At 61.5% G+C, this 26778-nt stretch carries 24 protein-coding genes; 17 read left to right on the top strand and 7 right to left on the bottom strand.

What is annotated here, in order from left to right; translation table 11 throughout:
* Window positions 1–173: 173 nt before the first annotated feature.
* From V6617_RS06590 to V6617_RS06640, 11 genes are all read left to right on the top strand, one after another.
* The gene (locus V6617_RS06590) at window positions 174–971 is read left to right on the top strand and encodes a response regulator (RefSeq protein ID WP_338609866.1); all 798 of its coding nucleotides are present in this window, start codon (window positions 174–176) and stop codon (window positions 969–971) included.
* Window positions 972–1045: 74 nt separating this feature from the next.
* Window positions 1046–1213 (top strand): DUF1328 domain-containing protein, encoded by a 168-nt coding sequence (locus V6617_RS06595; RefSeq protein WP_338609868.1) that lies wholly within the window; start codon window positions 1046–1048, stop codon window positions 1211–1213.
* Between the two features lie 159 nt (window positions 1214–1372).
* Window positions 1373–2311, top strand: a complete 939-nt coding sequence (locus V6617_RS06600) for a sensor histidine kinase (protein ID WP_338609869.1) — start codon at window positions 1373–1375, stop codon at window positions 2309–2311.
* 399 nt (window positions 2312–2710) lie between these two features.
* On the top strand, window positions 2711–5179 hold the full coding sequence (locus V6617_RS06605) for a glycogen/starch/alpha-glucan phosphorylase (RefSeq protein ID WP_338609871.1): 2469 nt from the start codon (window positions 2711–2713) through the stop codon (window positions 5177–5179).
* A gap of 92 nt (window positions 5180–5271) precedes the next feature.
* A complete protein-coding gene (glgB, locus tag V6617_RS06610) occupies window positions 5272–7473 on the top strand; it encodes a 1,4-alpha-glucan branching protein GlgB (protein WP_338609873.1) in 2202 nt (733 codons plus the stop codon).
* A 61-nt stretch (window positions 7474–7534) separates the two neighbouring features.
* Window positions 7535–8806 (top strand): glucose-1-phosphate adenylyltransferase, encoded by a 1272-nt coding sequence (gene glgC / locus V6617_RS06615; RefSeq protein WP_338609875.1) that lies wholly within the window; start codon window positions 7535–7537, stop codon window positions 8804–8806.
* A complete protein-coding gene (gene glgA, locus V6617_RS06620; protein WP_338610647.1) occupies window positions 8806–10248 on the top strand; it encodes a glycogen synthase GlgA in 1443 nt (480 codons plus the stop codon). Before glgC ends, glgA begins: the two co-directional genes overlap by 1 nt.
* Window positions 10245–11876, top strand: a complete 1632-nt coding sequence (locus V6617_RS06625) for an alpha-D-glucose phosphate-specific phosphoglucomutase (protein ID WP_338609876.1) — start codon at window positions 10245–10247, stop codon at window positions 11874–11876. Before glgA ends, V6617_RS06625 begins: the two co-directional genes overlap by 4 nt.
* A gap of 14 nt (window positions 11877–11890) precedes the next feature.
* Window positions 11891–13909: a glycogen debranching protein GlgX gene (gene glgX / locus V6617_RS06630; protein WP_338609878.1), complete on the top strand. Its 2019-nt coding sequence runs from the start codon at window positions 11891–11893 to the stop codon at window positions 13907–13909.
* Window positions 13910–14248: 339 nt separating this feature from the next.
* Complete coding sequence (locus V6617_RS06635) at window positions 14249–14848, top strand: hypothetical protein (RefSeq protein WP_338609879.1); 600 nt, start codon at window positions 14249–14251, stop codon at window positions 14846–14848.
* 73 nt (window positions 14849–14921) lie between these two features.
* On the top strand, window positions 14922–15551 hold the full coding sequence (locus V6617_RS06640) for a hypothetical protein (protein WP_338609881.1): 630 nt from the start codon (window positions 14922–14924) through the stop codon (window positions 15549–15551).
* Between the two features lie 13 nt (window positions 15552–15564).
* Here the strand turns inward: V6617_RS06640 and ald are convergent, their stop codons facing one another.
* Window positions 15565–16683: an alanine dehydrogenase gene (gene ald / locus V6617_RS06645; protein ID WP_338609882.1), complete on the bottom strand. Its 1119-nt coding sequence runs from the start codon at window positions 16681–16683 to the stop codon at window positions 15565–15567.
* A gap of 123 nt (window positions 16684–16806) precedes the next feature.
* Between ald and V6617_RS06650 the strand changes: the two genes are divergently transcribed.
* The 4 genes from V6617_RS06650 to V6617_RS06665 all read left to right on the top strand — a co-directional run bounded on the left by V6617_RS06650 (window position 16807) and on the right by V6617_RS06665 (window position 20117).
* Complete coding sequence (locus V6617_RS06650) at window positions 16807–17271, top strand: Lrp/AsnC family transcriptional regulator (protein WP_338609884.1); 465 nt, start codon at window positions 16807–16809, stop codon at window positions 17269–17271.
* A gap of 156 nt (window positions 17272–17427) precedes the next feature.
* Entirely contained in the window at window positions 17428–18459 is a 1032-nt protein-coding gene (locus V6617_RS06655) for an ABC transporter substrate-binding protein (protein WP_338609886.1), read from the top strand.
* Between the two features lie 51 nt (window positions 18460–18510).
* On the top strand, window positions 18511–19302 hold the full coding sequence (locus tag V6617_RS06660; protein ID WP_338609887.1) for an ABC transporter ATP-binding protein: 792 nt from the start codon (window positions 18511–18513) through the stop codon (window positions 19300–19302).
* A gap of 71 nt (window positions 19303–19373) precedes the next feature.
* A complete protein-coding gene (locus V6617_RS06665; RefSeq protein WP_422394824.1) occupies window positions 19374–20117 on the top strand; it encodes an ABC transporter permease in 744 nt (247 codons plus the stop codon).
* A 3-nt stretch (window positions 20118–20120) separates the two neighbouring features.
* Here the strand turns inward: V6617_RS06665 and V6617_RS06670 are convergent, their stop codons facing one another.
* The 3 genes from V6617_RS06670 to V6617_RS06680 are packed head-to-tail and all read right to left on the bottom strand — an operon-like array spanning window position 20121 to window position 21783.
* Complete coding sequence (locus V6617_RS06670; RefSeq protein ID WP_338609889.1) at window positions 20121–21125, bottom strand: NAD(P)-dependent alcohol dehydrogenase; 1005 nt, start codon at window positions 21123–21125, stop codon at window positions 20121–20123.
* Window positions 21122–21349, bottom strand: coding sequence for a helix-turn-helix transcriptional regulator (locus V6617_RS06675; RefSeq protein ID WP_422394812.1), 228 nt, complete (start codon window positions 21347–21349; stop codon window positions 21122–21124). The genes V6617_RS06670 and V6617_RS06675 overlap by 4 nt, the downstream gene beginning before the upstream one ends.
* Window positions 21350–21354: 5 nt before the next feature.
* Window positions 21355–21783 (bottom strand): hypothetical protein, encoded by a 429-nt coding sequence (locus V6617_RS06680; protein WP_338609891.1) that lies wholly within the window; start codon window positions 21781–21783, stop codon window positions 21355–21357.
* 252 nt (window positions 21784–22035) lie between these two features.
* Between V6617_RS06680 and V6617_RS06685 the strand changes: the two genes are divergently transcribed.
* Window positions 22036–22695, top strand: coding sequence for a glutathione S-transferase family protein (locus V6617_RS06685; protein ID WP_338609893.1), 660 nt, complete (start codon window positions 22036–22038; stop codon window positions 22693–22695).
* Here the strand turns inward: V6617_RS06685 and V6617_RS06690 are convergent.
* The 3 genes from V6617_RS06690 to V6617_RS06700 form a co-directional block, all read right to left on the bottom strand.
* Window positions 22676–22948 carry a hypothetical protein gene (locus V6617_RS06690; RefSeq protein WP_338609895.1) on the bottom strand — a complete coding sequence of 91 codons (273 nt, stop codon included), beginning with the start codon at window positions 22946–22948 and terminating at the stop codon, window positions 22676–22678. The genes V6617_RS06685 and V6617_RS06690 overlap by 20 nt on opposite strands.
* A 277-nt stretch (window positions 22949–23225) precedes the next feature.
* Window positions 23226–23648, bottom strand: coding sequence for a DMT family transporter (locus V6617_RS06695; protein WP_338609896.1), 423 nt, complete (start codon window positions 23646–23648; stop codon window positions 23226–23228).
* Between the two features lie 4 nt (window positions 23649–23652).
* Window positions 23653–24138 carry a DMT family transporter gene (locus V6617_RS06700; protein ID WP_338609897.1) on the bottom strand — a complete coding sequence of 162 codons (486 nt, stop codon included), beginning with the start codon at window positions 24136–24138 and terminating at the stop codon, window positions 23653–23655.
* Window positions 24139–24296: 158 nt separating this feature from the next.
* Here V6617_RS06700 and V6617_RS06705 point away from each other — a divergent pair, with 158 nt between their 5' ends.
* Entirely contained in the window at window positions 24297–26483 is a 2187-nt protein-coding gene (locus V6617_RS06705; RefSeq protein ID WP_338609898.1) for an FdhF/YdeP family oxidoreductase, read from the top strand.
* Window positions 26484–26778 lie beyond the last annotated feature (295 nt).

Raw genomic sequence — 26778 nt, forward strand, 5'->3', positions numbered from 1 at the left:
TGCTGCTGAGTTGCGTCACGTTTACCCCACAAAGCGACTTGTTGTTGGCTCCGGAAACGTCAAGAGTCAAAAAAAGTTCCATCGTTGCGGAACTTTTCGTCAAAGGTGCCGTTATCGGTCCATTGTCGCCGCCTGCGCGTAAGGCGAGGCGACTATCCGAGGGAGCTATATTTATGAATCTTGCTGAGTTGATTGCGCCGCACATTCCTTATCTGAGGCGTTTTGCGCGGTCGTTGACCGGTAGCCAGTCGAGTGGCGACGCCTATGTTTCTGCAACGCTCGAGGCGCTTGTTGCCGACAGGTCGATCTTTCCGACCGACCTCGATCCCAAGGTGGCCCTTTACAAGGTCTTTTCCCAGCTCTGGAAGTCGGTCGATATCAATCTGGCCGAGCTGCCTCCCGCGGCACACGCATGGGAAGAGCAGGCTCGCCGCAGTTTGCGTGCGATTGCGCCGCTGCCGCGTCAGGCTTTTCTTCTCATGGCCGTCGAACGGTTTTCCAACGCCGAGGGTGCCGAAATTCTTGGCGTCAGCGACGTGGAATTCGCCGAGCTCATCGAATCCGCTTCCACGGAGATGGCGCGTCAGGTTGCAACCACCGTTCTGATTATCGAGGACGAGCCCCTGATCGCCATGGACATCGAGCAGATGGTTGAGTCGCTGGGCCATTCGGTGACCGGCGTTGCGCGGACTCACAAGGAAGCTGTCGAGCTTTTCAATCAGCGCCGGCCCGGCCTCGTTCTCGCCGATATCCAGCTTGCCGATGGCAGCTCGGGCATCGACGCGGTCAACGACATGTTGCGCTCGGCCAGCGTGCCGGTCATCTTCATCACCGCGTTCCCTGAACGTCTTCTGACCGGTGAACGGCCCGAGCCTGCCTTTCTGGTCACCAAGCCCTTCCAGCCCGACATGGTCAAGGCGCTGGTCAGTCAGGTGCTGTTCTTTTCCGAACAGATGGAACAGGCCGCATAAATCGGCGCGGCGCCGGAACAACCCGGCGCCCGGTTCGTTCTCCCACACGTTCAGAATTTTACGGGAGTACGATCATGCTCGGTTGGGCTCTGGCATTTCTCATAATTGCCATTATCGCCGGCGTTCTCGGATTTGGCGGGATCGCCGGGGCAGCATCCTCGATTGCACAGATTCTATTCTTTGTATTTCTCGTCGCAATGGTTATTGGTCTCATCTTCGGGTTGGCTCGGCGCGCACGCTAGCAGCCCCATGGTGCTGAGACGAAAAACGAGCCGCCCATCGGGGCGGTTTAAGTGGGGCTTGTGGAACACTCGGACAAACATGCGTCGCCTATGAAGGGTCAGGACAACGGAAAGTCAGGCGGGGGTACCCTCGAGAGTTCTCGCCGCTTTGCGTTTGCCATGAGGGCCCTGAGTCGAACGCCGGTCTCCCTGAGTTATCAGAACCGCGATCTGCTTTATGAATGGGCGGAAAACCTTCCCTCCGGCATAGAGCTCACCGATGTTCTGGGAAACACCGATTCCGATTTCCTGCCCCGGCTGGCCGCTGAGCGGCTCCGTGCCACCAAACTTCATGTCCTCCAAACCCGTGAGCCCCAACGCTTCGAGTTGCCGGTCAATATTTCCGGGGAGGTCCGCTGGTTCGATATCTGGATCGACCCCGATCTCGATCCGGTCGGCTCGGCGATCGGGGTCTATTCCACGATCATCGATATCAGTGCCCAGAAGCGCCGCGAGGTTCAACTCAAGAACCTGCTGCGTGAGGTCAGCCATCGTTCGCGCAATCTTATGGCCATCGTGCTTTCGCTTGCGTCCCAGACCGCGCGCAGCGCCACCAGCGTTCCAGGCTTCGTTACGGCTTTCTCGGGGCGCCTGCAAGCGATCGCCCGCGCCCAGGATCTGGTGACCGATCGGGATTGGCAGGGCGCTTTGCTCAGCGATCTGATCTCGCGCCAGATTGCCCTTTTTCACCGCGACAACGCGCTGCCGGTCGACCTCAAGGGCGACGACCTGGTCGTCTCGCCCAACGCAGCGCTCTATGTGGGGCTCGCCATCCACGAGTTGGCATCCAACTCTGTTCGCAACGGCCAGTTGTATCCCGGCGACGGGGCCATCAACGTGGCGTTCAGCGTCGAATCGCGGTCGGATGGTGGGCGCAATCTGATCATCAAATGGACCGAACGGCTGGGCGCCGGATCGACGGCCCACGAGATCGAGCCGCTGACCCGCAAATTTCTCGAAAGCGTCGTGCCGCTGGCGGTGGATGGAATGGGCGAGCTTGCGGTCAATGGCAGCCGCGTGGACTATGCCCTGCGCATCGACGGCAGCCACATCACCTGATCCGAGCGATCCTGAAATCCCGCCCCGAACGAGGAAAGACCGGGAAGCCTTTGGGGCTCCCGGCCTTTCTGATAGCGAAAGCGCTTGGGGGAAACGCATCCGCGTTTCCAATAAATGCCGGACGGCGATGATGGTTCCGCCATCGCACAAAAAAAGAGGATCGCCGGGCAGCAATCCTCTTTAGGGTCAGGGCTTGGCACGATGAAGGTAGGGGCGCCTCCATCGGCTGCCCCTAAAACGCGCCTGTGGCCCGCCGGTTCCGTGTCCGATGCATTTTTTGTTCAACCATGTTGGAAGCGCATGAGCGCCATGACGCTAAAGGTGCTGGAATGCGGCCAGAACTCGTGCAACACTCGTGGTCTCTGAGGGGAGGAACAGACATGAACCATGGGTTGCGATATGCCGCAAAAGCCGATCGTTTACGATGCCCCCACCCCTCAGCCACGGGCCAGCGACGCTGAAACGCTTCGCAACGAAATCCTCGAAAAGCTGACCTATGCCGTTGGCAAGGACCCGATTGTCGCGCGCCGCACGGACTGGCTGACCGCGACCATCCTGACCATACGCGACCGGATCATCGACCAGTGGATGGAGTCGACGCGCGATACCTGGCGGACATCGCAAAAGCGCGTCTACTACCTCAGCCTCGAATTTCTGATCGGGCGGCTGATGCGTGACGCCGTGTCCAATCTCGGCATGATGGAGCCGATACGCGAGGCGCTGGCCTCGTTCAATGTCGATCTGGACGAATTGATCGAGCGCGAGCCCGACGCGGCGCTCGGCAATGGCGGTCTTGGCCGTCTGGCCGCCTGTTTTCTTGAATCGATGTCGACGATCAAGGTGCCCGCCTATGGCTATGGCATCCGCTATGTCCACGGGCTTTTCCGCCAGGAAATGAGCGATGGCTGGCAGGTCGAATTGCCCGAAGACTGGCTTGCACACGGCAATCCATGGGAATTCGAGCGTCGCGAAAGCGCTTACGAGATCGGGTTCGGCGGATCGGTCGAGCCGGTCACCCAGCCCGATGGCAGCGTGCGGCAGGTCTGGCATCCGGCCGAACATCTCAATGCGGTGGCCTTCGATACACCGGTCGTGGGGTGGCGCGGCGCGCGGGTGAATACCCTGCGCCTTTGGAGCGCCCAGCCGATCGATCCGCTGCTGCTCGACCGCTTCAATTCGGGCGACCATATCGGGGCGCTGGAAGAAAGCGCCAAGGCTGTCTCGATCACCCGCGTGCTCTATCCCGCCGACTCCACGCCGGCCGGTCAGGAATTGCGGCTGCGGCAGGAGTTTTTCTTTTCCTCGGCCTCGCTGCAGGACATCGTACGCCGCCATCTCCAGCAATATGGAGATCTGGGCTCGCTGCCCGACAAGGTGGCCATCCAGCTCAACGACACCCATCCGGCGATTTCGATTGCCGAAATGATGCGTATCCTGATGGACGTGCAGGGGCTGAGCTGGAACGAAGCCTGGAAGCTGACCAAGGGCATTTTCTCCTACACCAACCACACGCTGTTGCCCGAGGCTCTGGAAACATGGCCCGTGGCGCTGCTCGAGCGGCTCTTGCCGCGCCAGATGCAGATTGCCTATGCCATAAACGCCATGGTGCTCGAGGAAGCGCGCGAAAAAGGGCTCGATGACTCCCGGATCGCGGCGATTTCCCTGATCGACGAGAATGGTGGCCGTCGGTTGCGTATGGGGCAGCTGGCGTTTGTGGGGTCCCATTCGATCAACGGGGTTTCCGCCCTGCATACCGAATTGATGAAGCAGACGGTGTTTGCCGATCTGCACAAACTCTACCCCGACCGCATCAACAACAAGACCAATGGTGTCACGCCACGCCGCTGGCTGATGCAGTGCAATCCGGCGCTGACCCGGCTGATTTCCGAGCGCATCGGCCCCGATTTCAAGGACGATATCGAACAGCTCATCAAGCTCGACGTGCATGCCGAGGACAAGTCGTTCCAGGACCAGTTCGCAGCCGTCAAGCGTGGCAACAAGGAACGCCTTGCGGCGCTCATCAAGGAGCGGGCAGGGGTCACGGTCTCGCCCGATGCGCTGTTTGATATCCAGATCAAGCGCATCCATGAATACAAGCGCCAATTGCTCAACATCATGGAAGCGGTGGCGCAGTACAACATGATCCGCGCCCATCCCGAAAAGCGCTGGGTGCCGCGGGTCAAGGTCTTCGCGGGCAAGGCGGCGCCCAGTTACTGGAACGCCAAGCTCATCATCAAGCTCATCAACGACGTTGCCAAGGTCATCAACAACGACCCCGCCGTGCGTGGGCTCTTGAAGGTGGTGTTCCTGCCCAATTACAACGTGTCGCTGGCCGAAACCATTATCCCGGCCGCCGATCTGTCCGAACAGATTTCCACCGCCGGCATGGAAGCCTCGGGGACCGGGAACATGAAGTTTGCGCTCAACGGGGCCTTGACCATCGGCACCATGGATGGGGCCAATGTCGAGATGCGCGAGCGGTTGGGGCCGGAAAACATTGTTATTTTCGGAATGACCTCGGACGAGGTCGATGACGTCCGGGCTCAGAACCGGCCGCCGCGCGAATTGATCGAAGCCAGTCAATCGTTGCGCGAGGTCATCGAAGCGATCGGGTCGGGAGTGTTTTCGCCCGACGACCGGGCGCGCTATCGCGCCCTGATGGATGGGCTTTACGACCATGACTGGTTCATGGTGGCGCGCGATTTCGACGCCTATTGCGCCGCGCAGCGCAAGGTCGATACGTTCTGGAACGACCGCACGGTCTGGAACGCCATGGCGATCCGCAATACAGCGAGAATGGCCTGGTTTTCCTCGGATCGCACGATCCGTGAATATGCCGACGATATCTGGGGAGCGCCGCACATCTGACGATTTGACTGCGGGACGCCGGAACTTGGGGGTCTCCGGCGGGTTCATAACAAACAGACTGATGCACCGACATCAGAGGGGGAGTAGAGCACTTGGCAAAAAAGCAGTCCGGATGGCAGGCCGATCCCAAACAGATCGCTCGGGTGGTGAGTGGACAACACGACGACCCTTTCGCGATTTTGGGCCTGCACGAGAGTGAGGGCCAATGGGTCGCCCGTGCACTCGTGCCTCACGCCCAATGGGCCGAGGTGCGCACACTCGATGGCAAGCCCCTGGGAAAGCTTGAAAAACGGGACGATGCGGGCTTTTTTGAAGGTCCGGTGACCATAGACCGTTTTCAACCCGTACTGTACCATGCCGGCAATGACGGGGGCGAGTGGGATGTGATCGATCCCTATTCGTTTGGCCCGGTGCTCGGCCCGATGGACGACTATTACATCGGCGAGGGATCCCATCTGCGCCTGTTCGACAAGATGGGCGCCCACTTCATGACATTCGAGGGCGTGGAGGGCACCCATTTTGCCGTCTGGGCACCCAATGCGCGGCGCGTTTCGGTTGTCGGCTCGTTCAACGATTGGGACGGGCGACGCCACGCCATGCGGCTGCGCAACCAGATCGGCATCTGGGAAATTTTCGTGCCCGGCGTCACGCCAGGCGCGCAATACAAATACGAGATCATCGGCAAGGAGGGCAATCTCCTGCCGCTCAAGGCCGATCCGTATGCGCAGCAATCGGAGATGCGGCCAAAAACCGCTTCGGTGGTGGCTGACCCGACCCCGTTTGCCTGGACCGACCAGGCGTATATGGAAGCGCGCAAATCGCGCGACTACCGCCACGAACCGATGAGCGTTTACGAGGTGCATCTGGGCTCCTGGCGCAAGCGGCCCGATGGCGGGTTCTTGAGCTATGAGCAGCTTGCCGAGCAATTGGTGCCCTATGCCGCCGATATGGGCTTTACCCATATCGAGTTGCTGCCGATTTCCGAGCACCCTTACGATCCGAGCTGGGGCTATCAGCCGACGGGGCTTTATGCGCCCACCGCACGGTTCGGGGATCCGGCCGGGTTTGCCCGGTTTGTCGATGCAGCGCACAATGCGGGGCTGGGGATCATTCTCGATTGGGTGCCCGCCCATTTCCCGACCGACGAGCACGGGCTGGCCAAGTTCGATGGCACCGCGCTCTACGAGCACGCCGATCCGCGTCAGGGCTATCACCCGGACTGGAACACGGCGATCTACAATTTCGGGCGCAAGGAAGTCTCGAGCTTTCTCACCAACAATGCGCTCTACTGGCTGGAAAGGTTCCACATCGACGGGCTGCGGGTCGATGCGGTGGCCTCCATGCTCTATCTCGATTATTCGCGCCAGCCGGGCCAGTGGGTGCCCAACAGTCAGGGCGGCAACGAGAATATCGAAGCGATCGCCTTTCTCCAGCGCGTCAACGCCGAAACCTACGGCCACCACCCCGGCACCTTCACCGTGGCCGAGGAATCGACGAGCTGGCCGGGGGTGACCGCGCCGACCTATGCCAAGGGTCTGGGGTTCGGGTTCAAGTGGAATATGGGCTTCATGAACGACACGCTGCGCTACATGCAGCGCGAGCCGATCCACCGCCGCTTCCACCACCATGACCTGACCTTCGGGCTGCTCTACGCCTTTTCGGAAAATTTCACGCTGCCGCTGAGCCATGACGAAGTGGTGCATGGCAAGGGGTCGCTGCTCTCCAAGATGCCGGGCGACGACTGGCAGAAGTTTGCCAACCTTCGCGCCTATTATGCCTTCATGTGGGGGTATCCGGGCAAGAAGCTGTTGTTCATGGGCCAGGAATTTGCCCAGCGCGAAGAGTGGAGCGAGGCCCATGCGCTCGACTGGTGGCTGCTCGATGCGCCATCTCACGAAGGCATAAGGCGGCTGATTTCCGACCTCAATACCGTCTATCGCGAACTGCCGGCGCTGCATGGACGCGATTGCGAGCCCGAAGGGTTCGAGTGGATCATTGCCAACGATCAGGCCAATTCGGTGCTGGCCTGGGTGCGCAAAGCTCCCGATGCGGCCCCTGTGGTGGTCATCACCAATCTGACCCCCGTGCCGCGCGAAAAATACCGGCTGCCCATGCCTGCCGCCGGGCGGTGGGTCGAGCGCATCAATACCGACGCGGGCTGGTATGCGGGGTCCAACACGGGCAATCAGGGTGTGGTCAGCGCAACCAAAGGCAATGAATTCGGTTATCCGGCAACGGCAGAGATCGTTCTGCCGCCGCTGTCGACCCTCATCCTGCAATTTGAGCCGGGATAGGCAAAAAAAGGAAAACGCCACCGGAGAGGGACCAGCCGGAGGTGCAACAAAGGAGAGGATCATGGTCGACAAGAAGAACCCGGCGCCCCTTGCCCGTGATGCCATGGCCTATGTGCTGGCCGGTGGGCGCGGCACGCGGCTCATGGAACTGACCGACCGGCGCGCCAAGCCGGCGGTCTATTTCGGGGGAAAGTCGCGCATCATCGATTTTGCGCTGTCCAATGCCATCAATTCGGGCATCCGCCGCATTTCGGTGGCCACGCAATATCAGGCGCACAGCCTGATCCGGCACCTGCAACGCGGCTGGAACTTTTTGCGTACCGAACGCAACGAGAGCTTCGACATCCTGCCGGCCAGCCAGCGGGTGGCCGAGGACATGTGGTATGCGGGAACGGCGGACGCGGTCTATCAGAACATCGACATCATCGACGACTACAACACCAAATACATCGTTATCCTGGCCGGCGACCACGTCTACAAGATGGATTACGAGCTCATGCTGCGCCAGCACGTGGACACGGGGGCGGATGTGACGGTGGGGTGTCTCGAAGTGCCCTCGCGGGAAGCTTCGGCCTTCGGGGTGATGCATGTGGACGGGCGCGACCGGATCGTCGAGTTCATGGAAAAGCCCAAGGATCCGCCCTCGATCCCCGACAAGCCCGGTATCTCGCTCGCCTCGATGGGCATTTACGTGTTCGAGACCAAATTCCTGATGGACCAGTTGCGCCGCGACGCGGCAACCGAGGGGTCCAGTCGCGATTTCGGCAAGGACATCATCCCCCATATCGTTGCCAATGGCACCGCCTGGGCGCACCGGTTTCCGCGCTCCTGCGTGCGCTCGGAACACGAACAGGTATCCTACTGGAAGGATGTGGGGACGATCGATGCTTATTGGGAAGCCAATATCGATCTCACCGATATCACCCCCCAGCTCGATCTCTACGACCGGGAATGGCCGATCTGGACGCACGCGGAAATCACCCCGCCGGCCAAGTTCGTCCACGATATCGACGGGCGGCGCGGGCAGGCCATTTCCTCGCTCGTTTCGGGCGATTGTATCGTTTCGGGCGCGCAGTTGCGGCGCACGCTGCTGGCGACGGGGGCGCGGGTCAATTCCTATTCCGAGCTCAACGAAGCTGTTGTCCTGCCCCAATGCACCATCGGGCGCGGCGTGCGCCTCAACAAGGTGGTGGTCGATGCGCGGGTGGAAATTCCCGAAGGGCTCGTGGTCGGCGAAGACCCCGAGTTCGACGCGAAATGGTTCCGCCGCACCGAAAGCGGTGTCACCCTGATTACCCAGCCCATGATCAACAGACTCGTTGCCTCGAAATGATGGATGTCCTTTCGGTCACTTCCGAAATCTACCCGCTGGTCAAGACCGGGGGACTGGCCGATGTGGCCGGGGCGCTGCCTGAGGCGCTGGCCGAGTACGATATTGCCATGCGCACGCTTGTGCCCGGCTATCCGCAGGTCAAGGCGGCCCTCAAGCGGGGGCGTACGGTTGCAACGTTTGACGATCTGTTCGGAGGGCCCGCCGAATTGATCGCGGCGCGGGTGGCCGGGCTCGATCTGGTCGTGCTCGATGCCAAACATCTGTTTGACCGGCCGGGCGGGATCTATGTCGACCAGACCGGCGCCGACTGGCCCGACAACTGGCAGCGGTATGCGGCGCTGTCCTGGGTGGCGGCGGAGTTGGCCAAGGGACTGGTGGAGGGTTACCGTCCGGCCATCATCCACGCCCATGACTGGCAGGCCGCCATGGCTGCGGCCTATGTGGCGTTTGGCGGGGATACACAAACGCGGGTAATCCTTACCATCCACAATATCGCCTTTCAGGGCCAGTTCGGCGCCGACATCTTTCCCCATCTGCGATTGCCCGCCCAGGCCTTCGATATGTCGGGGGTCGAATATTATGGCGGGGTGGGATTCTTGAAGGGCGGGCTGCGCTGTGCTCATGCCATAACCACCGTCAGCCCCACCTATGCGCGCGAAATCCGCACGCCCGAATATGGCATGGGGCTCGAGGGCCTGCTCAACGAGCGCGGGCACGATCTTTACGGTATCCTCAACGGTATCGACGCGACGGCCTGGAACCCCCAGACCGACCCCGAACTGGCTGCCCATTACGGTGCGGCCAACACCAAGGCGCGGACCACCAACCGCGCGGCGCTGGCCGAACGGTTCGGGATAGAAGCGGACACGGGGCCGCTGTTCGGACTGGTCTCGCGGCTAACCTGGCAGAAGGGCATCGACATCGTTGCGGAAAATGTCGACTGGCTGGTCTCGTTGGGCGGCTCGCTTGCGGTGCTCGGGTCGGGCGACATCCAGCTCGAGGCGGCCATGAGCGATGCGGCGGAGCGCCACCCGGGGAGGGTGGGGTTCGTGCGCGGCTATGACGAGGCGCTGTCCCACCTCATGCAGGGGGGCGCCGATGTGCTCATGGTGCCCTCGCGGTTCGAGCCGTGCGGGCTGACCCAGCTTTATGGTCTGCGCTATGGCGCGGTGCCGCTGGTCAGCCGTGTGGGTGGGCTGGCCGATACGGTGATCGACGCCAATGAGGCGGCGGTGGAAGCCGGGGTTGCAACAGGCGTCCAGTTCTCCCCGGTCGATGGGCCGGCGCTGGGCGAAGCGATTTCGCGCTCCGTCTCGCTCTATCAACGTCCCGACATCTGGTCGCGCATGCAGCGCAAGGGCATGAAGACCGATGTTTCCTGGACCAACAGCGCCGGCAAATATGCCGGGCTCTATCAGAAGATTTTGGGGGAAGCCCAGTGAGCATCCGGACTGTCGCCACAACGCCATTTTCCGATCAGAAGCCGGGAACGTCGGGACTGCGCAAGCGGGTCACGCATTTCCAGCAGCCCAATTACGTGGAAAATTTCATCCAGTCGCTGTTCGACAGCCTGCCGGGCCGCCAGGGCCAGACACTGGTGATCGGGGGCGACGGCCGCTATTTCAACGACAGTGTCATCCAGATTGCCATCCGCATGGCGGCGGCCAACGGGTTCGGCAAGGTGATGGTCGGCCAGGGGGGCATCTTGTCGACCCCGGCGGCCTCCCACATCATCCGCCATTACGGGGCGTTTGGCGGGATCGTTCTGTCGGCCAGCCACAATCCGGGCGGCCCGGATGGCGATTTCGGCATAAAGTACAATGCGTCCAATGGCGGCCCGGCGGCTGAAAAGATCACCGATGCGGTCTTTGCGCGGTCCATGGAGATCACCCAGTACAAGAGCGTCGACACGCCCGATGTCGATCTGGGCCAGATCGGGGTGCACGATGTGGCGGGCATGAGCGTGGAGGTCATCGATCCGGTGGCCGACTATGCGGCGCTGATGGAAACCCTGTTCGATTTCGACGCCATCGCGGCGATGTTTGCGCAAGGGTTCACCATGCGGTTCGACGCCATGCACGCGGTGACCGGCCCGTATGCCAGGGCGATCATCGAAGGACGCCTTGGTGCTCCCGAAGGCACCGTGGTCAATGGAAACCCGCTGCCCGATTTCGGCGGCGGGCATCCCGATCCCAATCTGGTTCATGCCAAAGATCTCTACGATCTGATGATGAGCCCGGACGCACCCGATTTCGGCGCGGCGTCGGATGGCGATGGCGACCGAAACCTGATCATCGGGAAAAACCGGTTCGTCACCCCCTCGGATTCGCTGGCGCTGCTGGCCGCCAACGCCCATCTGGCGCCCGGTTATGCCAAGGGGCTGGCCGGGATTGCCCGCTCGATGCCGACCAGCGCGGCGGCGGATCGGGTGGCCCAGCGGTTGGGGATCGCGCTCTACGAGACGCCCACGGGCTGGAAGTTCTTCGGCAATCTGCTGGATTCGGGGCAGGTCACGATCTGTGGCGAGGAAAGCGCGGGGACCGGATCGGACCATGTGCGCGAAAAGGACGGGCTGTGGGCCGTCCTGCTGTGGCTCAACATTTTGGCGGCGCGCAAGCAGAGCGTCGATGAAATCGTTCGCGAGCATTGGACCACATACGGGCGCAATTATTATTCGCGGCACGATTACGAAGAGGTCGATGCCGATGACGCCAGGGCGTTGATAACCGATCTGCGCACCAAGCTTCCGGGTCTGCTCGCCAACGGGCTGGACGGGCGCAAGGTGATCCTTGCCGATGATTTTTCCTACAACGATCCGGTGGATGGCTCGACCGCCACGGGGCAGGGGTTGCGCATCGGGTTCGATGACGGTTCGCGCATGGTGTTCCGGCTCTCGGGAACCGGAACGGTCGGCGCGACTTTACGGGTTTACATCGAGCGGTTCGAGCCCGGCGACGGCATGCATGACAGGGATACCCAGGAGGCACTTGCCGACCTGATCGCACTGGCCGATGCTGTCGCCGAGATCAAGGCCCGGACCGGCCGCGATGCTCCAACGGTCATAACCTGACGGAAAGTCCCTCAATGTCATCAGACAAGCAGCCTGCTTCACCCGCCCCTCTCGGTGCGACGGTGACCGATACCGGTGTGGATTTCGGGGTTTATTCGGAGACCGCCGAAGCGATCTGGGTGTGCCTGTTCGACGATCAGGACGAGGAGACCGACCGGGTCGAGATGAGCCGGGGCGATGGCAATCGCTGGTCGGTTCATATCGATGGGATCGGGGCAAACGCCAGCTACGGCCTGCGGGCCGATGGAAAATACGATCCGGCGCAGGGCTATTATTTCGATCCCAACAAGCTCTTGGTCGACCCTTACGCACGGCGCATCGACAGGACGTTCGTGCGCAGCCCGAAACTGCGGCTGGCGCGCGATGAATCGGTCGATACCGCGCCCCTGGTGCCCAAGGCGCTGGTGCAGGGGCCGGTTGTCGAAACCGATTTCGAGCCCGATCCCGCACGGCCCAATTTCATTTACGAACTCAACGTTCGCCCCTTCACCATGCGCCATCCTTCGGTGCAGGGACCGCTGCGGGGAACGCTGGCGGGGATGACGACGGGCTATGTCATCGACCATCTCAAGCATCTCGGCGTCGATGTTGTCGAGTTGATGCCGATTGCCGGGTGGATCGATGACGGGCATCTGCCCTCGCTGGGCCTGACCAACGTGTGGGGCTACAACCCCATCACCTATTTCGCCACCGATCCGCGGATCATTCCGCGCGGGCCGCAATCGCTGCGCCATATGGTCGAGACCTATCGCGAGGCGGGGATCAGGGTGGTGCTCGATGTGGTTTACAACCACACCGGCGAAGGGGATTCCCAGGGGCCGGTCATTTCGATGAAGGGGCTCGATGCGCTGACCTATTACCGCCATGTGGAGGCGGATGGCGCAATGGCACTGGTCAATGATGCGGGCACCGGCAACACGCTGCGCTGCGATCATCCGGCGGTGCAGGATCTGGTGATCGACAGTTTGCGCTATTGGGTGACCGAATTCGGGATCGCCGGCTTCCGGTTCGATCTGGCGACGGTTCTGGGGCGCTCGCTGGACGGGTTCTCGCGCGATGCCGAACTGCTCGAGCGCATCAGGACCGACGACATCCTCAAAGACTGCTTGTTGATCGCCGAGCCGTGGGATCCGGGGCCGGGCGGCTATCACGTCGGCCAGTTCGGCGAACCGTTCATTGAATGGAACGACCAGTACCGCGACACGGTGCGGAAATTCTGGCGCGGCGAGGACCATATGATCGGAGCGCTCGCCGGCAAGGTCGCCGGATCGGCCGACCAGTTCAACCATGACGGGCGCAAGCCTTCGGCCAGCGTCAATTTCCTTGCCGCCCATGACGGGTTCACGCTTGGCGATCTGGTTTCGTATGAAAACAAGCACAATGACGCCAATGGCGAGGACAACCGCGACGGGCACAACGCCAACTACTCATGGAACAACGGCGCCGAGGGCGAGACCGATGACGAGGCGATAAATACCGCCCGCCGCAATGACGTAAGGGCTCTGCTGGCCACGCTTTTCGTCTCCCATGGCTCACTCATGCTAACGGCCGGCGACGAGTTCGGCCGCACCCAGGGCGGCAACAACAACGCCTACGCACAGGACAACGAGATCACCTGGCTGGACTGGGAAAATGCCGATGGAGACCTTGTCAACTTCGTTGCCAGCCTGTCCGAAATGCGTCGCAACCATCCGGCCTTCAGGAGCGACAAATTCCTGACCGGGGAAAAAACCGACGGGTTCAAGGATGTCATGTGGGTTCGCCCCGACGGTGCTGAAATGACCGACAAGGATTGGAACCGCGCCGATTCCGGGGTCCTGGGCATGTTCCTGCACGAGGAGGGCGAGGTCCTTCTCGTCTGGTTCAACAGGCTGCGCGAGGAAATCGAGGTCGCTCTGCCACCCGAGCAGGGGCTCCGTTTCGAAGTGGCGCTGGTCTCGGCCATCGATAACCGGATTACGATCGAGAATGCCAGTCTCAAACTGCCGCCGCGCAGCGTGGTCATTCTGGCGCACACCAACGGGCAATCGTGATCACCTCATTCAGTGTTTCCCCGGCCGATTGCCGGCGCCGATCGTGATGGAACAATAAACCCGGCGCGGGGTTGTGAATGGGCGACGAGTTCCACGATTCACCCCCGCGTCTCCGACGCATTTGCGATCTTTTTCAATAGAGCTTGTCATCAACTGCCAGGACGCGATTGCCCGAACGGCGATCGCGCAAATGGCGTTTAACCAATTTAACGCATTGAAAAATATAATAAAAATCGGAAACTTTAGTTGAGCGGCCTCCGTTACTTCTCCCGATCGCTACAGACGGTCATGGAGCGCCGGCCAAATGGCTGTGCTCTTTTTGAAAAAGGAGACTGAACAATGAATGCTCTTGCCAAGACCCTTCTCGCCGGTGTTGCCGGTGCGGCCCTTCTGACTTCGGCTGCCGTTGCGCAGAATTCGGAGTCCGATGACTCCAACACCTCGATCCTCGACGGCGTGACCGATACCGTCGATTCCAGCGTCGACAGCACGGTTGATGCCGTGGACGATGTCACGGGCAATGTGACCAATGATCTGGGTGTGTCCGATACGGTCGACGATGTAACCGGTTCGGTGACCGGCGGCGATGTCGACGGTGGCGATGTGACCGGCGGTGACACCTCGGTTGGCAGCATCGGGACGTTCTCGGATCTGTTGAACGCGATCTCCGCGGGCAATGGCGATGTTTCCGATTTTGCCGATGTCAGCGAAGTCTCGTTCGTCGATGTCGGCGAGGCGTTCAACGATTTCGACCTCACCGCGCTTAACGACGCCCTTTCGGGCAACGACACCAACATCTCCGATCTCCAGAACGAGATCAGCGGAAATTCGGCTCTGTCGGATGCGCTGTCGAACAACGACATCGATGTGTCAGATGTCGTCGCTCTCGAGAACCACAATGATGGCTCTTTGACCATCTACACCTACCAGCAGGACTGATACCTGCCGTTAGGGCCAGTCGGGGCGCAGCGTTTCGGCGCTGCGCCCCTTTTTCTTTTCCGGGGAATCAAAGATGGAACGAACCATTGTCCTGGCCGTCGCTGTGCTGATCTTCACCGCTCCGGCCTTCGGGCAGAGGATCGAGTCGGACGGCGGCAATTCAGGGTCGACCGGCTCGGGATTGCTCGGCATCGAAACCGAGCGCGACGTTGATGGCGGCCTTACGATCGAGGTGGGCCCCGACGGCGTCGGGATCGAGGCAGACGGTGAGGCGACACTGGGGCCGGACGACAGCACACCCACCATTGGCGGTGGTGTGTCGCTCGGTTCGGATGGTCAGACACAAGAAACCGTCGAGAAAGCCGCGGTGAAGGACGAGGTTGCCGCTACGCCCGGCGCTGCGGTGTTGCCTGAAGCCGATGCCAATGGCGAAAACTGCACCGATAGCGCAGCCTTTGCAGCACAGCTGGAGGCCTTTTTGGAGGAGGAGTCCAGCGAAACACTGGCCTATATTCAAAGGGTCGATGTCAATGTCTGCGGCTATGACGGTTCGGACGCGCTGCTGGCCCGCCTCAACACGATAGAAGGGGTGTGGGACGGGCTCGATCACATGGAAATCGAGCCCGAAAGCATCGTTTCGGCCCGCTGGACGGACGATCAGGGGCTTGTGGTCTATATCGAAACGCCCGAAATCGCCGACTGATCTTTCAGGCCGATTACATGGCCAGTGCCTTTTCGGCCGGCAGATAATCATAGCCGAGGACTTCGGCCACCGGCTCGCATGTTATGGCGCCATGGGCCACATTCAGCCCATTGCGCAAATGGCCATCCTCGGCCAGCGCTCTTTTCCAGCCCTTGTTGGCCAGCGCCAGAGCGAAGGGCAGGGTGACGTTGTTGAGCGCGTAGGTCGATGTCCGGGCCACCCCGCCGGGCATGTTGGCCACGCAATAGTGGACGATGTCGTCGACGACATAGGTCGGGGCGGCGTGGGTTGTGGGCTTTGAGGTCTCAAAACACCCGCCCTGATCGATGGCGACATCGACCAGCACCGCGCCGGGCTGCATGGTGGCCAGCATGTCGCGTGTCACCAGTTTGGGTGCAGCGGCGCCGGGCACCAGCACGGCCCCGATCACCAGATCGGCCTCGGCAATGGCGGTGGCGACCGCGGCGCGGTTGGAATAGAGCACGCGGGCCGAGGCGCCGAAATGGTTGGACAGCCGCTCGAGCGCTGCGGGGCTCTTGTCCAAAATTGTCACGTCGGCGTGCATGCCGACGGCCATCTGCGCCGCATGAAAGCCCACGACGCCGCCGCCGAGCACGGCCACCTTGGCTGGATGGACGCCGGGCACGCCGCCCAAAAGAACGCCGCGTCCGCCATGGGATTTTTCCAGCGCCGTTGCGCCGGCCTGAATGGACATGCGGCCGGCCACCTGGCTCATGGGCCGCAGCAGCGGCAGCCCGCCGGTCGGGTCGGTCACCGTTTCATAGGCGATGCAGATGGCGCCCGATTTCACCAGATCGGCGGTCTGTTCGGGGTCGGGGGCAAGGTGGAGATAGGTGAAAAGGATCTGGCCGTCCGAGAGCATGGCGCGCTCTGCGGCCTGTGGCTCCTTGACCTTGACGATCATTTCGCTTTTGGCAAAGACCGCGCCCGCATCGGGGGCGATTTTGGCGCCGGCGGCCTCATAGGCGGCGTCGGCCGCGCCGATCCCGGCGCCGGCACCGGTTTCGATCAGGATGTCATGGCCTGCAGCGACAAGTTCGGCAGCGCTTTCAGGGGTCAGGCCGACCCGATATTCATGGTTCTTGATTTCTCTCGGCACGCCGATACGCATGTCGATCTCCCTCTCCTTGTGAAGACAACAGTGTAACGCGGCTAAAGCACAGTGACATTGCAGATTGATCTGCAATTCTTTAAACGGGCGGGATGCTGTTGCGCCATGTAGGGGAAACGCGTGATGAAATTGCCCATCGATGAGATCGATCGCAAGATCCTGCGCGCCATCCAGAAGGATTCAGCGCTGTCGATGAGCGAACTCGGCGACCGGATCGGGCTTTCCGCATCGGCCTGTCATCGACGCCTCAAGGCGCTTGAGGAGCGTGGATTTATCGCTGGCTATCGCGCCGTCCTGAACCGGGGAAAGCTCGGGCTTTCGATGCAGTTTTTCATCGAGTTGTCGCTCACCAGCCAGTCGGAAAAGACTTTCGAAGCGTTCGAAAAGGCGGTGAGCGACATTCCCGAAATCCTCGAATGCCATCTGATGGCCGGCCAGTCCGACTACATCCTGCGCGTGGTCTGCGAGGATGCCGCCGCCTTCGAGCGATTGCACCGCGATCTCGTGGCCCGACTGCCCGGGGTTGCGCGGATTCATTCGAATTTGAGCATCAGGGAAGTCAAGGCGCCGGCCGGGCTTCCGCTTTGATCGCCCTGTTGCATACGGAATGTGCGAGAGCCGGGTGCAGGGCGCACATTGAATAGGCAATAGCGGCCGATGGCTGCGAAATCGGCATTTTTTACTTTACAGTCAAAAATCGCCGCGCTTGTATCAACCCCGGCAAAACCAAGGGGTAATATCATCATGCTTGATCGCAGACTGTTCACGCTGGCTGCAGGGTCGCTCGTTCTGGGCGCAGGCCTTGCCGTGCCGGCCATGGGCCAGGACCTGACGCCGGTCCGCTTTACGCTCGACTGGCGCATCGAAGGTCCCGCCGCCGGCTTTATGCTGGCCCGCGACAATGGCTATTTCGAAGAAGAAGGGCTCGATGTGACCTTCGATGTCGGCAATGGCTCGGTCGAAGTCATCCCGCGCGTCGCAACGGGTGCCTATGACATGGGCTTTGGCGATATCAATTCGCTCATCAAGTTCCTCGACGAGGACGCCAGCCAGCCGATCAAGGCGGTGATGATGGTCTATGAAACCCCGACCTTCTCGGTCGTGGGGCGCTCTTCGCTCGGCATCACCGAAGATCCTGCATCGCTCGAAGGCAAGACGCTGGGCGCACCGCCGCCCGATGGGGCGTTCGCCCAGTGGCCGGCCTTCGTTGAGGCCTCGGGGATCGACACGTCCGACATCACCATCGAATCCATCGGCTTCCCGGTGCGTGAGCCGATGCTGGCGCAGGGTGACGTCGATGCGGTGTTCGGGTTCGCTTTCTCGGTGATCCTCAATCTCAAGGCGCAAGGGGTGTCCGACGAGGACATCGTTCCGATCATGATGGCCGATCACGGGCTCGAGCTGTACGGCAACGCCATTCTGGTCAACACCGATTTCGCCGCCGAAAATCCCGAAGTGGTCGAAGCCATGCTGCGCGCCCTTGCCAAGGGCTTTGCCGATGCGGTGGCCGATCCTGCCGCCGGCGCGGCTGCGGTGGTTGCAGCCAACGACATTCTCGATGTCGATATCGAGACCGAGCGGCTGGAAATGGCCAATGAGATGAACATCAATACGCCCTACGTTCAGGAGAACGGGTTCGGCGGCGTGGATATGGACCGTCTTGATGCGTCAATCGAACAGCTCGGCACTTCGATCGGCATCTCGTCCGACATCTCGGCAGCGGACGTCTTCGACGACAGCTTCCTGCCGCCCGCCGAAGAGCGCATGTTCGACTGATCACGCTTTGGCCGGGCTTGTTGTGAGCCCGGCCAGCAGAGGGGGCAGACCATGAGCAAACCGCTCGTTGAAATCGAAAATGTCGACATGCGCTATGGCGGGCCGGAGGGCACGCTGGCCGTCTCGGGGCTCGACATGAGCGTCGCCAAGGGCGAGTTCGCGGCCGTGGTCGGGCCGTCGGGGTGCGGGAAATCGACACTGATGAAGCTGGTCACGGGCCTGCATATCCCGCAGACCGGAGTGGTGACGGTGGCGGGCAGCTACGTCACCAAGCCGGTCTCCATTGTCGGCATGGCGTTCCAGAACCCAACGATGCTGCCCTGGCGCACCACGCTCGATAACATTCTGCTGCCCCTCGAGATCGTCGAAAAGCACCGCCATCGCCTGCGCCGGCACAAGGCCGAATATGTCGCCAAGGCCGAGGCGCTGCTCGAAACGGTGGGGCTGAAAGGCTTCGGCTCGAAATTTCCCTGGCAGCTTTCGGGCGGCATGCAGCAGCGGGCCAATCTGTGCCGCGCGCTGATCCATGAACCCGATCTGTTGATGCTGGACGAGCCGTTCGGTGCGCTTGACGCGTTCACCCGCGAGGAACTCTGGCAGGTGATCCGCGATTTGCACGCCGCGCAGGGCGTCACCATTGTCCTTGTCACCCACGATTTGCGCGAAGCGGCGTTTCTGGCCGATACCATCCATGTGATGAGTGCGCGCCCGGGGCGGGTGGTCAACGTGCACACCGTGCCGTTCCCCCGCCCGCGCGAACTGGATGTGATGTACGAACCGGACTTCAACGACATGGTCCATGCGCTGCGGGCCGAAATCGCCGAAGCGAGGGCCGTGGCATGACCGATACACCCGCACCCGCCGTCACCGTCAGCAAACCGATCGCCAAAAAGCCGTTCAACTGGCTGCCCTGGATGCCGTGGATCTATACGGTCGCCCTGTTTGTCATCTGGGAAATCGGTGTGCGGCTTTCAGGGTTGCCTCATACCGTGTTCCCGGCGCCAACGCGGATTTTCGAGGCGATTGTCCAGTATTGGCCGGCCATCCAGCGCCATTCGATCCAGACGCTCTATACCACAACGCTGGGCTTCATCCTTGCTGTGGTCGGCGGGCTGGCGCTGGGGCTGTTGATCGGCTGGTCGCGGACCATCTATGCCGGGCTCTACCCGATCATGGTGGGATTTAACGCCATTCCCAAGGTGGCGCTGGTGCCCATTCTGGTCATCTGGTTCGGCATCGGCACCGTACCGGCCGTTTTGACGGCCTTCCTCATCGCCTTTTTCCCCATCGTCGTGAACGTTGCGACGGGGCTCGCCACCATCGAGCCGGAAACCGAGGACGTGCTGCGCGCGCTGGGCGCCAAAAAGATGGACATCATGCTCAAGGTCGGCATCCCGCGCTCGATGCCCTATTTCTTCGGCTCGCTCAAAGTGGCGATCACGCTGGCCTTTGTGGGTTCGGTGATTTCCGAAACCGTTGCAGCCAATTCCGGGCTTGGGTTCATGATGAGTTCGGCCCAATCCCAGTTCAACGTGCCGCTGGTCTTTGCCGGGCTGGTCATGCTGGCTGTCGAGGGCATCATCATGTACGCGCTGATGGCGTGGATCGAAAAGCGCACGACGGGATGGGCCCACCGGTCGACCACAATGGCGGGGTGAGTGCTATCGCGGCATCTCGATAATCACGTCCCCCGCCTTGGTTTCCTTCTCGACGTAGCGGTGCGCCTCGGCGATGGCCTCGAGCGGCATGACGCGGTCGATGATGCCGCGAAGTTTGCCCTCTGCCACCATCTCGCTCAGCACAAGCATGTCCTTTGTCTTGTCGGGCAGGGGCCGCAGGCCCGTGGTTGCCAGCTTGCCGCGTCTGCCCTGTGCGTCCTTGCCGCGTATCATGGCCCACAGGATGGCAAATGACGGCGTGGTCGTGAGATAGATGCCGTGCGGTTTCAGGGCCTTCTTGCATGCCAAATAGCTGCTTTTGCCCACCACATCGAAGATCACGTCATAGGCGGCGCTGACGCTGGTGAAATCGGATGTGTGACGGTCGATGATTGTATCGGCGCCGAGGCTCGAGACCAGATCGGCGTTGCGTGCGCTGCACACGGCGGTGATCCGCGCCCCCATATGGCGGGCCAGTTGCACGGCCACGGTGCCGATGCTGCTCGCCGCCCCATTGATCAGGATCGATTGGCCCGGCCGCAGCTTTGCCTCGTCGCGCAGAAACGGCATGGCGGTCAAAAAGCTGTAGGTGAGGCCAGCCGCCTCGCCGAAATCGAGCGCGTCAGGCATCAACGCAAGAGGGGCGTCTTCGGACAGCGCCACATATTGGGCCATGGCGGAGGGCAGCGGATCGGTTGTGCCGAACACGCGGTCTCCGGGTGCAAACCGGGTGACGTTTTCGCCCACCGCCGCAATTTCGCCGGCCACGGCGCCGCCCGGAATGGGCGCCTTAGGGCGCAGCAAGCCTGCGAAAAACCGCACGATAAAAGGGTCGGCGGCCCGAAAGGCGCAATCGGGCAGGGTGACTGTCGAGGCGCGCATGCGGATCAGGACGTCATGGGGTCCCATCACCGGCATTGCGGTTTCGCGCACGGTGATGACTTCGGGCGGGCCGTAGCGCTCGATCCAGGCGGCTTTCATTGTTGCTGCGGGTACAGGCTGGGTCACTTTGTATCCTCGTCATATTGAAACGCTTCTTCAAGCGGCACGCCAAAGGCACGCGCGATGCGAAAGGCGACTTCGAGAGAGGGCGAATAGCGCCCCTGTTCGATGGCCACCACGGTCTGGCGGGTCACGCCGACTTTTTCGGCCAGCGCGGCCTGGGTCATCTCCCCGGCGTGGAAACGCAGGGTGCGGATGGTGTTGGAGATTTTTGGTTTTCCCTTGCCCACCCGGTTTATCCGATCCGGTAGTAAACGAGCTGGGATGCGGCGAAAACGCCGCCGGCCAGCATGGAAATACCAAACAGCACATGAGGCACCAACACAGTGTCCAGGCCCAGCGCCAGCGCGGCGATGACACCGGCGGTCGCCACCGAGAGCACCGTGTAGCCATTGCGCATGGAGCGGGAATTGACCGCCAGATCGCGCTCGTCCCCGGCTTCGTCGACCAGCTCTTCGCGCTGGACGATGCTGACCACGATGGTGACCACGATAGAGGCCACGACGTTGAAGACGATCACGTAAAGAATGGCCCAGAGCATCTGCCAGGCACCTGCCGAGGCATCGGCCGGAGGCCCCTCACTTGCCAGTCCCCAGCCCACCCATGCCGAGATGACAAGGGCACTCGTCACCATGATCAGTGCATTCCATTGCTTGTAGCTCATCGCGTTTCCCCGCGTTTCGATGTGTGCGGACACCGATAGGACCGGATCTTGTTTGAGTCAAGTTTTTTTGACACAAAGTCGGAAAAATATGATTTAAGGTCATCTTTATCAGACCTCGACACATCGATGATTGCCTGGAAGCCGCGCTTGGCGTCCGGCGCATTTGGGACTGACGGCAGGGATGAAATTGGGCATGGTTGTCGGACGCTCGCCCGGTGGGTCGTCTTGAAGACAGAGCCAGGGAGAATTGCGATGACCATTACGATTACAGCTTTTGAGAGCTCACCCGATCGCGGACGGGGGCTTGCGCGCGACATGCGGGTGCGCTGGGCGTTGGAGGAGGTGGGGCGGCCCTATGCGGTAGAACTCGTTTCGTTCAAGGCGATGAAAGAGCCGGCCTATCTGGCGCTGCAGCCTTTCGGGCAGATACCGGTCTATCGCGAAGGCGATCTGACCCTGTTTGAAACCGGAGCCATCGTCTTTCACCTTGCCCGGCACAACAAAGGGCTGTTGCCGGACGAACCCAACGCCCGCGCGCGTGCCATCACCTGGATGTTTGCCGCGCTCAATACGGTGGAGCCGCCGATCATCGAACGCGAGCAATCCCATTATACAGTGGGCGAAAAGCCGTGGTTTCCCGAGTTGCTGGCGGTCCTGGATGAGCGCGCCCGTGCCCGGCTGCAACAGCTTTCAGATCATCTGGGCAATGCGGACTGGCTCGATGGCGATTTCAGCGCCGCCGACCTGCTCATGGTGCTGGTGCTGCGCCGGATCGAGGGGGATGGGATCCTGGAGAAATTTCCCAATCTTTGCGCCTATGTCGCGCGCGGAGAGGCGCGGCCGGCCTACCAACGTGCGTATGCGGCCCAGCGTCAGGTGTTTGTGGGCAGGACTAGCGCTCGCCAATCATGATCGAGGCGCCAAACACGCCAAGCGCCAACAGCCCGAAGCCGAAGATCATGACGATGTTGGGATTGTGAACCCAGCCCATGGGCGCAAAACGCCCTAGCCAGACCGGATGATAGATCGCCACGCCGAAACCGGACCAGCCCCCGGCAAACACCGAATAGAACCGCTCGCGCCATTTCGCCTTGGGCAGCAGCCCCTTTATGGCGGCGACAAGGATCATCAGGCCGGCGACAGGGACGAGCAGGGTCTGGAGCATGGCGGACGGTTTCCGGTTGAACGGGGTCGATATACGCCCATCCTTGCCGCTGCGCCAGAGCGGCGATGTCACATGGTGGTGGTTGATTCGGTATTTGCCTAGTTGCCCCGTTCCTCCAAAACCCCCTCCGTCACCCCGGCTCCCCGCTTTCGCGGGGACAGGCCCGAGCCGGGGCCCAGTACACTCCACACCGGTGACGGAACCGCCAGCGCTGCCGGTTACTGGATCCCGGATCAAGTCCGGGATGACGGCGGTGGAGAGGGAGGCGTCGGTTGACCTAATCCCGCTTTTGCGTCAGTGCCATGCCGGCAATGATCATCGTCACGCCGATAGCGCTGGCCGCGAGATTCTCGGTGTTGCCGCGTGCCAGATCGAGCAGCACGCCGGAAATCATCTGGCCGCCAATGACCAGCATGGCGGTGTTGATGGCCCCGATGCGGGCGATGAGCCAGCTGCCCGAGGCAACGAAAACCACCCCGATGGTGCCGCCCAGATAGGCGTACCATGGCGCATTCAGGGCGCCTTGGGGCCAAAGGCCGCCAATGATCAGGCCGAATACCGTAAGCACCGCAAAGCCGACGATGTGGTTCCAGTACGAGGCGATCAGCGCCGTGGTCGACAGCGCCAGCCGACCGTTCAGTTGGCGCGAGAGCGAAACCAGAATACCCGCCAGCAGGGCGAACAGGATTGCCGTGGTCATCGTCCTACCCCTGTCCGAAAATGATGATCATCGAGCCGGCAAAGATCAATGCAAGGGCTGCGAAATCCTTGAGCCGGGGGATACGTCTGGGCAGGCCGAACAGACCCCAGCGGTCGGCGGCCAGCGAAAACAGCACCTGTCCGGCAAGGCCGAGCGCGAGAGTTCCCGACAGCGCCAGCGGCGTGTTGACGGTCGTCGAGGTCAACGTCACGGTCAACGCGCCCGAGACGCCGCCCAGATAGGCCCACAGGGGGGCATGGGGCTTTTCGGTCGTCGTGCCCGATCGAGGGGCAAGGCGCAACAGCGCCAGAAAGATCAGCGCGGCCACCGTGCCGGTGCCGTGGGCGACCCATGACGAATACATCGCCCCGCCATGCAACCCGACCAGCCCGTTGAAATCGACCATCAGGGTCAAAAGCCCGCCACTGGCGAAGGCCAAAAGCAGATGAAGCGGGGCGGGGCGACGGGCGGATAACGGGGTGGATGACATGGCGAATCGTCCGGTGGGCGGTACACTCGCTATAAGCGCATTTGCCCGACCGCCAAAGCCGGCTTTGATAGCCGGTCGCAGATTGCAGGAAACAGCTTTGCTGGTCTGTTGCCAGCCCCACCTGCCGTGCCATACTCGCCGTGAGGAGATTTGCCGTCATGCCACATTCGCACCAGACCGTTGGGGGAGGGCCCAAGAAGGTTCTCTATACGCTCCAGACCGTGGCCCGCATGGGTGTGGGCAAGGCGGCCAAGGCGCTGACCGCCAAGAACACCTGCAAGGCCTGTGCCTATGGCATGGGCGGGCAGATGGGCGGCATGACCAACGAGCTGGGCGAGTTTCCCTCGGTGTGCAACAAGTCGGTGCAGGCCCAATCGACAGATATCCAGCCGGCCATTCCGCACGCCATCTTTACCCACGAGCTTGCCGACCTCAAGGAATTGACCGGCAAGGAGATGGAGCATCTGGGCCGGTTGGGCGACCCGGTTTACAAGCCCGCCAGGTCCGATCACTACACTGTGGTCGATTGGGACTGGGCGCTCGATCACGCCGCCAAGCGGCTGCTGGCCACTGCGGCTGACCGGACGTTCTTTTATTCTTCGGGGCGCTCATCGAACGAGGCGGGGTTCATCTTCCAGCTTCTGGCCCGCGCCTTTGGCACCAACAACGTCAACAACTGTTCCTATTTCTGCCATCAGGCGACCAGCGAGGGGCTGGCCACCACCATCGGCAAGGGTACTGCGACGGTGGAACTGGCCGACCTTACGGGCGCTGACATGATCTTTGTGATCGGGGCCAATCCCTCGTCCAACCACCCGCGCTTCATTCACATGCTCAAGCACTGCCGCGACCGGGGCGGGGAGGTGATCGTCATCAATCCGGCGCGCGAGCCGGGACTGGTCAAATTCGCCGTGCCCAAATCTCCCTCGTCGATGCTCAGGGGCGGCGACGACATCGCGTCCGATTATCTCCAGCCGCGCATCGGGTCCGATATCGCGCTGATGATCGGCATCGCCAAGGCGGTGATCGAGGCCGGGATGGAAGACGCGGACTTTATTGAAAAACATACCGGCAATGTTGCGGCCTATAGAGCACAAGTCCACGCAACATCGTGGGTAAATATCGAAACATCGACGGGCCTCTCGCGGGCTGAAATCGAGCGCGTCGCGCACCGCTATGGACAGGCGAAAAACGTGGTTTTCGCCTGGGGGATGGGGATGACGCACCACGTTCACGGCGTTGAAAACGTTGAATCAATTGCCAATCTCGCCTTGTTGCGCGGCATGATCGGGCGGCCCAATGCGGGGCTGTTGCCCCTGCGCGGGCACTCCAATGTGCAGGGCATCGGCACCATCGGCGTCAAACCGCTGCTGGCCGAGGACGTGATGGCCGAAATGGAGCGCCAGTTTTCGATTTCTCTCAGTCGGTCCAAGGGCCTGGATACCATGGCCTGCCTGCACGCCGCCCATCGCGGCGAGATGGATGCCGCGGTCATCATGGGCGGCAATCTTTATGGTGCATCTCCCGATACCGCATGGGCCGAGAAGGCGCTTAACACCATAGGATTCAAGCTCTTTTTGACCACGACCCTCAATCTGGGGCACGTCCACGGGCACGATCAATCCGAAAGCCTGATCCTGCCGGTGACGGCGCGCGACGAGGAATGGGAGCCGACCACCCAGGAATCGATGTTCAATTTCATACGCTTATCAGACGGCGGGATCGACCGGCTGGCCAATGTGCGCCCCGAAAGCGTCATCCTCACCGACCTCGCCACCCGCATCCTGCCCGATAGCCCCATCGATTTTCAGGCGTTCAAGAAGCACGCCGAGGTGCGGCGCGCGATTTCTGAAATCGTCCCCGGTCTCAAGGACTTGGCCGAGATCGATGTTGCAAAGCGTGAGTTCCACATCGCCAATCGCGTCATGCACGAACCGCGCTTTTCCACGGACGACGGCAAGGGGCATTTTCAGGTGATACCGCTGCCGCAATCCCCGAAAGCGCCAGAGGGTCGCAAGGCGCTGACGCTGGCAACGATCCGCTCGGAAGGCCAGTTCAACACCATCGTTTACGAAGAGACCGACAGCTATCGCAACAGGGCGCCGCGCTGGTCGGTGCTGCTCAACGGCAAGGACATGGAGGAGATGGGCATCGCGGAAGGCGATCTCATCGATCTGGCGTCCGAACAGGGAAAGATGAGCAAGCTCAAGGCGCTCAGTTTCGACATCCCCCGCGGATCGGCGCTGGCCTATTATCCGGAAGCCAATGTTCTGGTCGGGACGGCAATCGATCCGCGCTCGAAAACCCCGGCTTTCAAGTCGGTGCCGGTATGGATAGAGCGCTGAGTGGGCAGGCGGTCTTTCCTCACAGCGTCCCTACTCCTTCGTCATCCTCGGGCTTGTCACCACTCTCGGCTCTATCACCACCGCTCCCCAACCCTTCACCGGCTGCCCGATTCAGCGGATCCCCGGGTCAAGCCCGAGGATGACGCGGGGAGGAAAGGAAAGCTGCGACAAAACTTATCCCCGCCCGGTATCGAGCCCCTAATCTCTATCTCACGGCCGCACCAGAGACGAGGATGCATACGAGCTTCCGGTGAGGGCAGGATGGAGAGAGGGGAAGCGTGCGACCGAGCCCAGG

The organism is Pelagibacterium nitratireducens (genome assembly GCF_037044555.1).
Classification (GTDB): Bacteria; Pseudomonadota; Alphaproteobacteria; order Rhizobiales; family Devosiaceae; genus Pelagibacterium; species Pelagibacterium nitratireducens.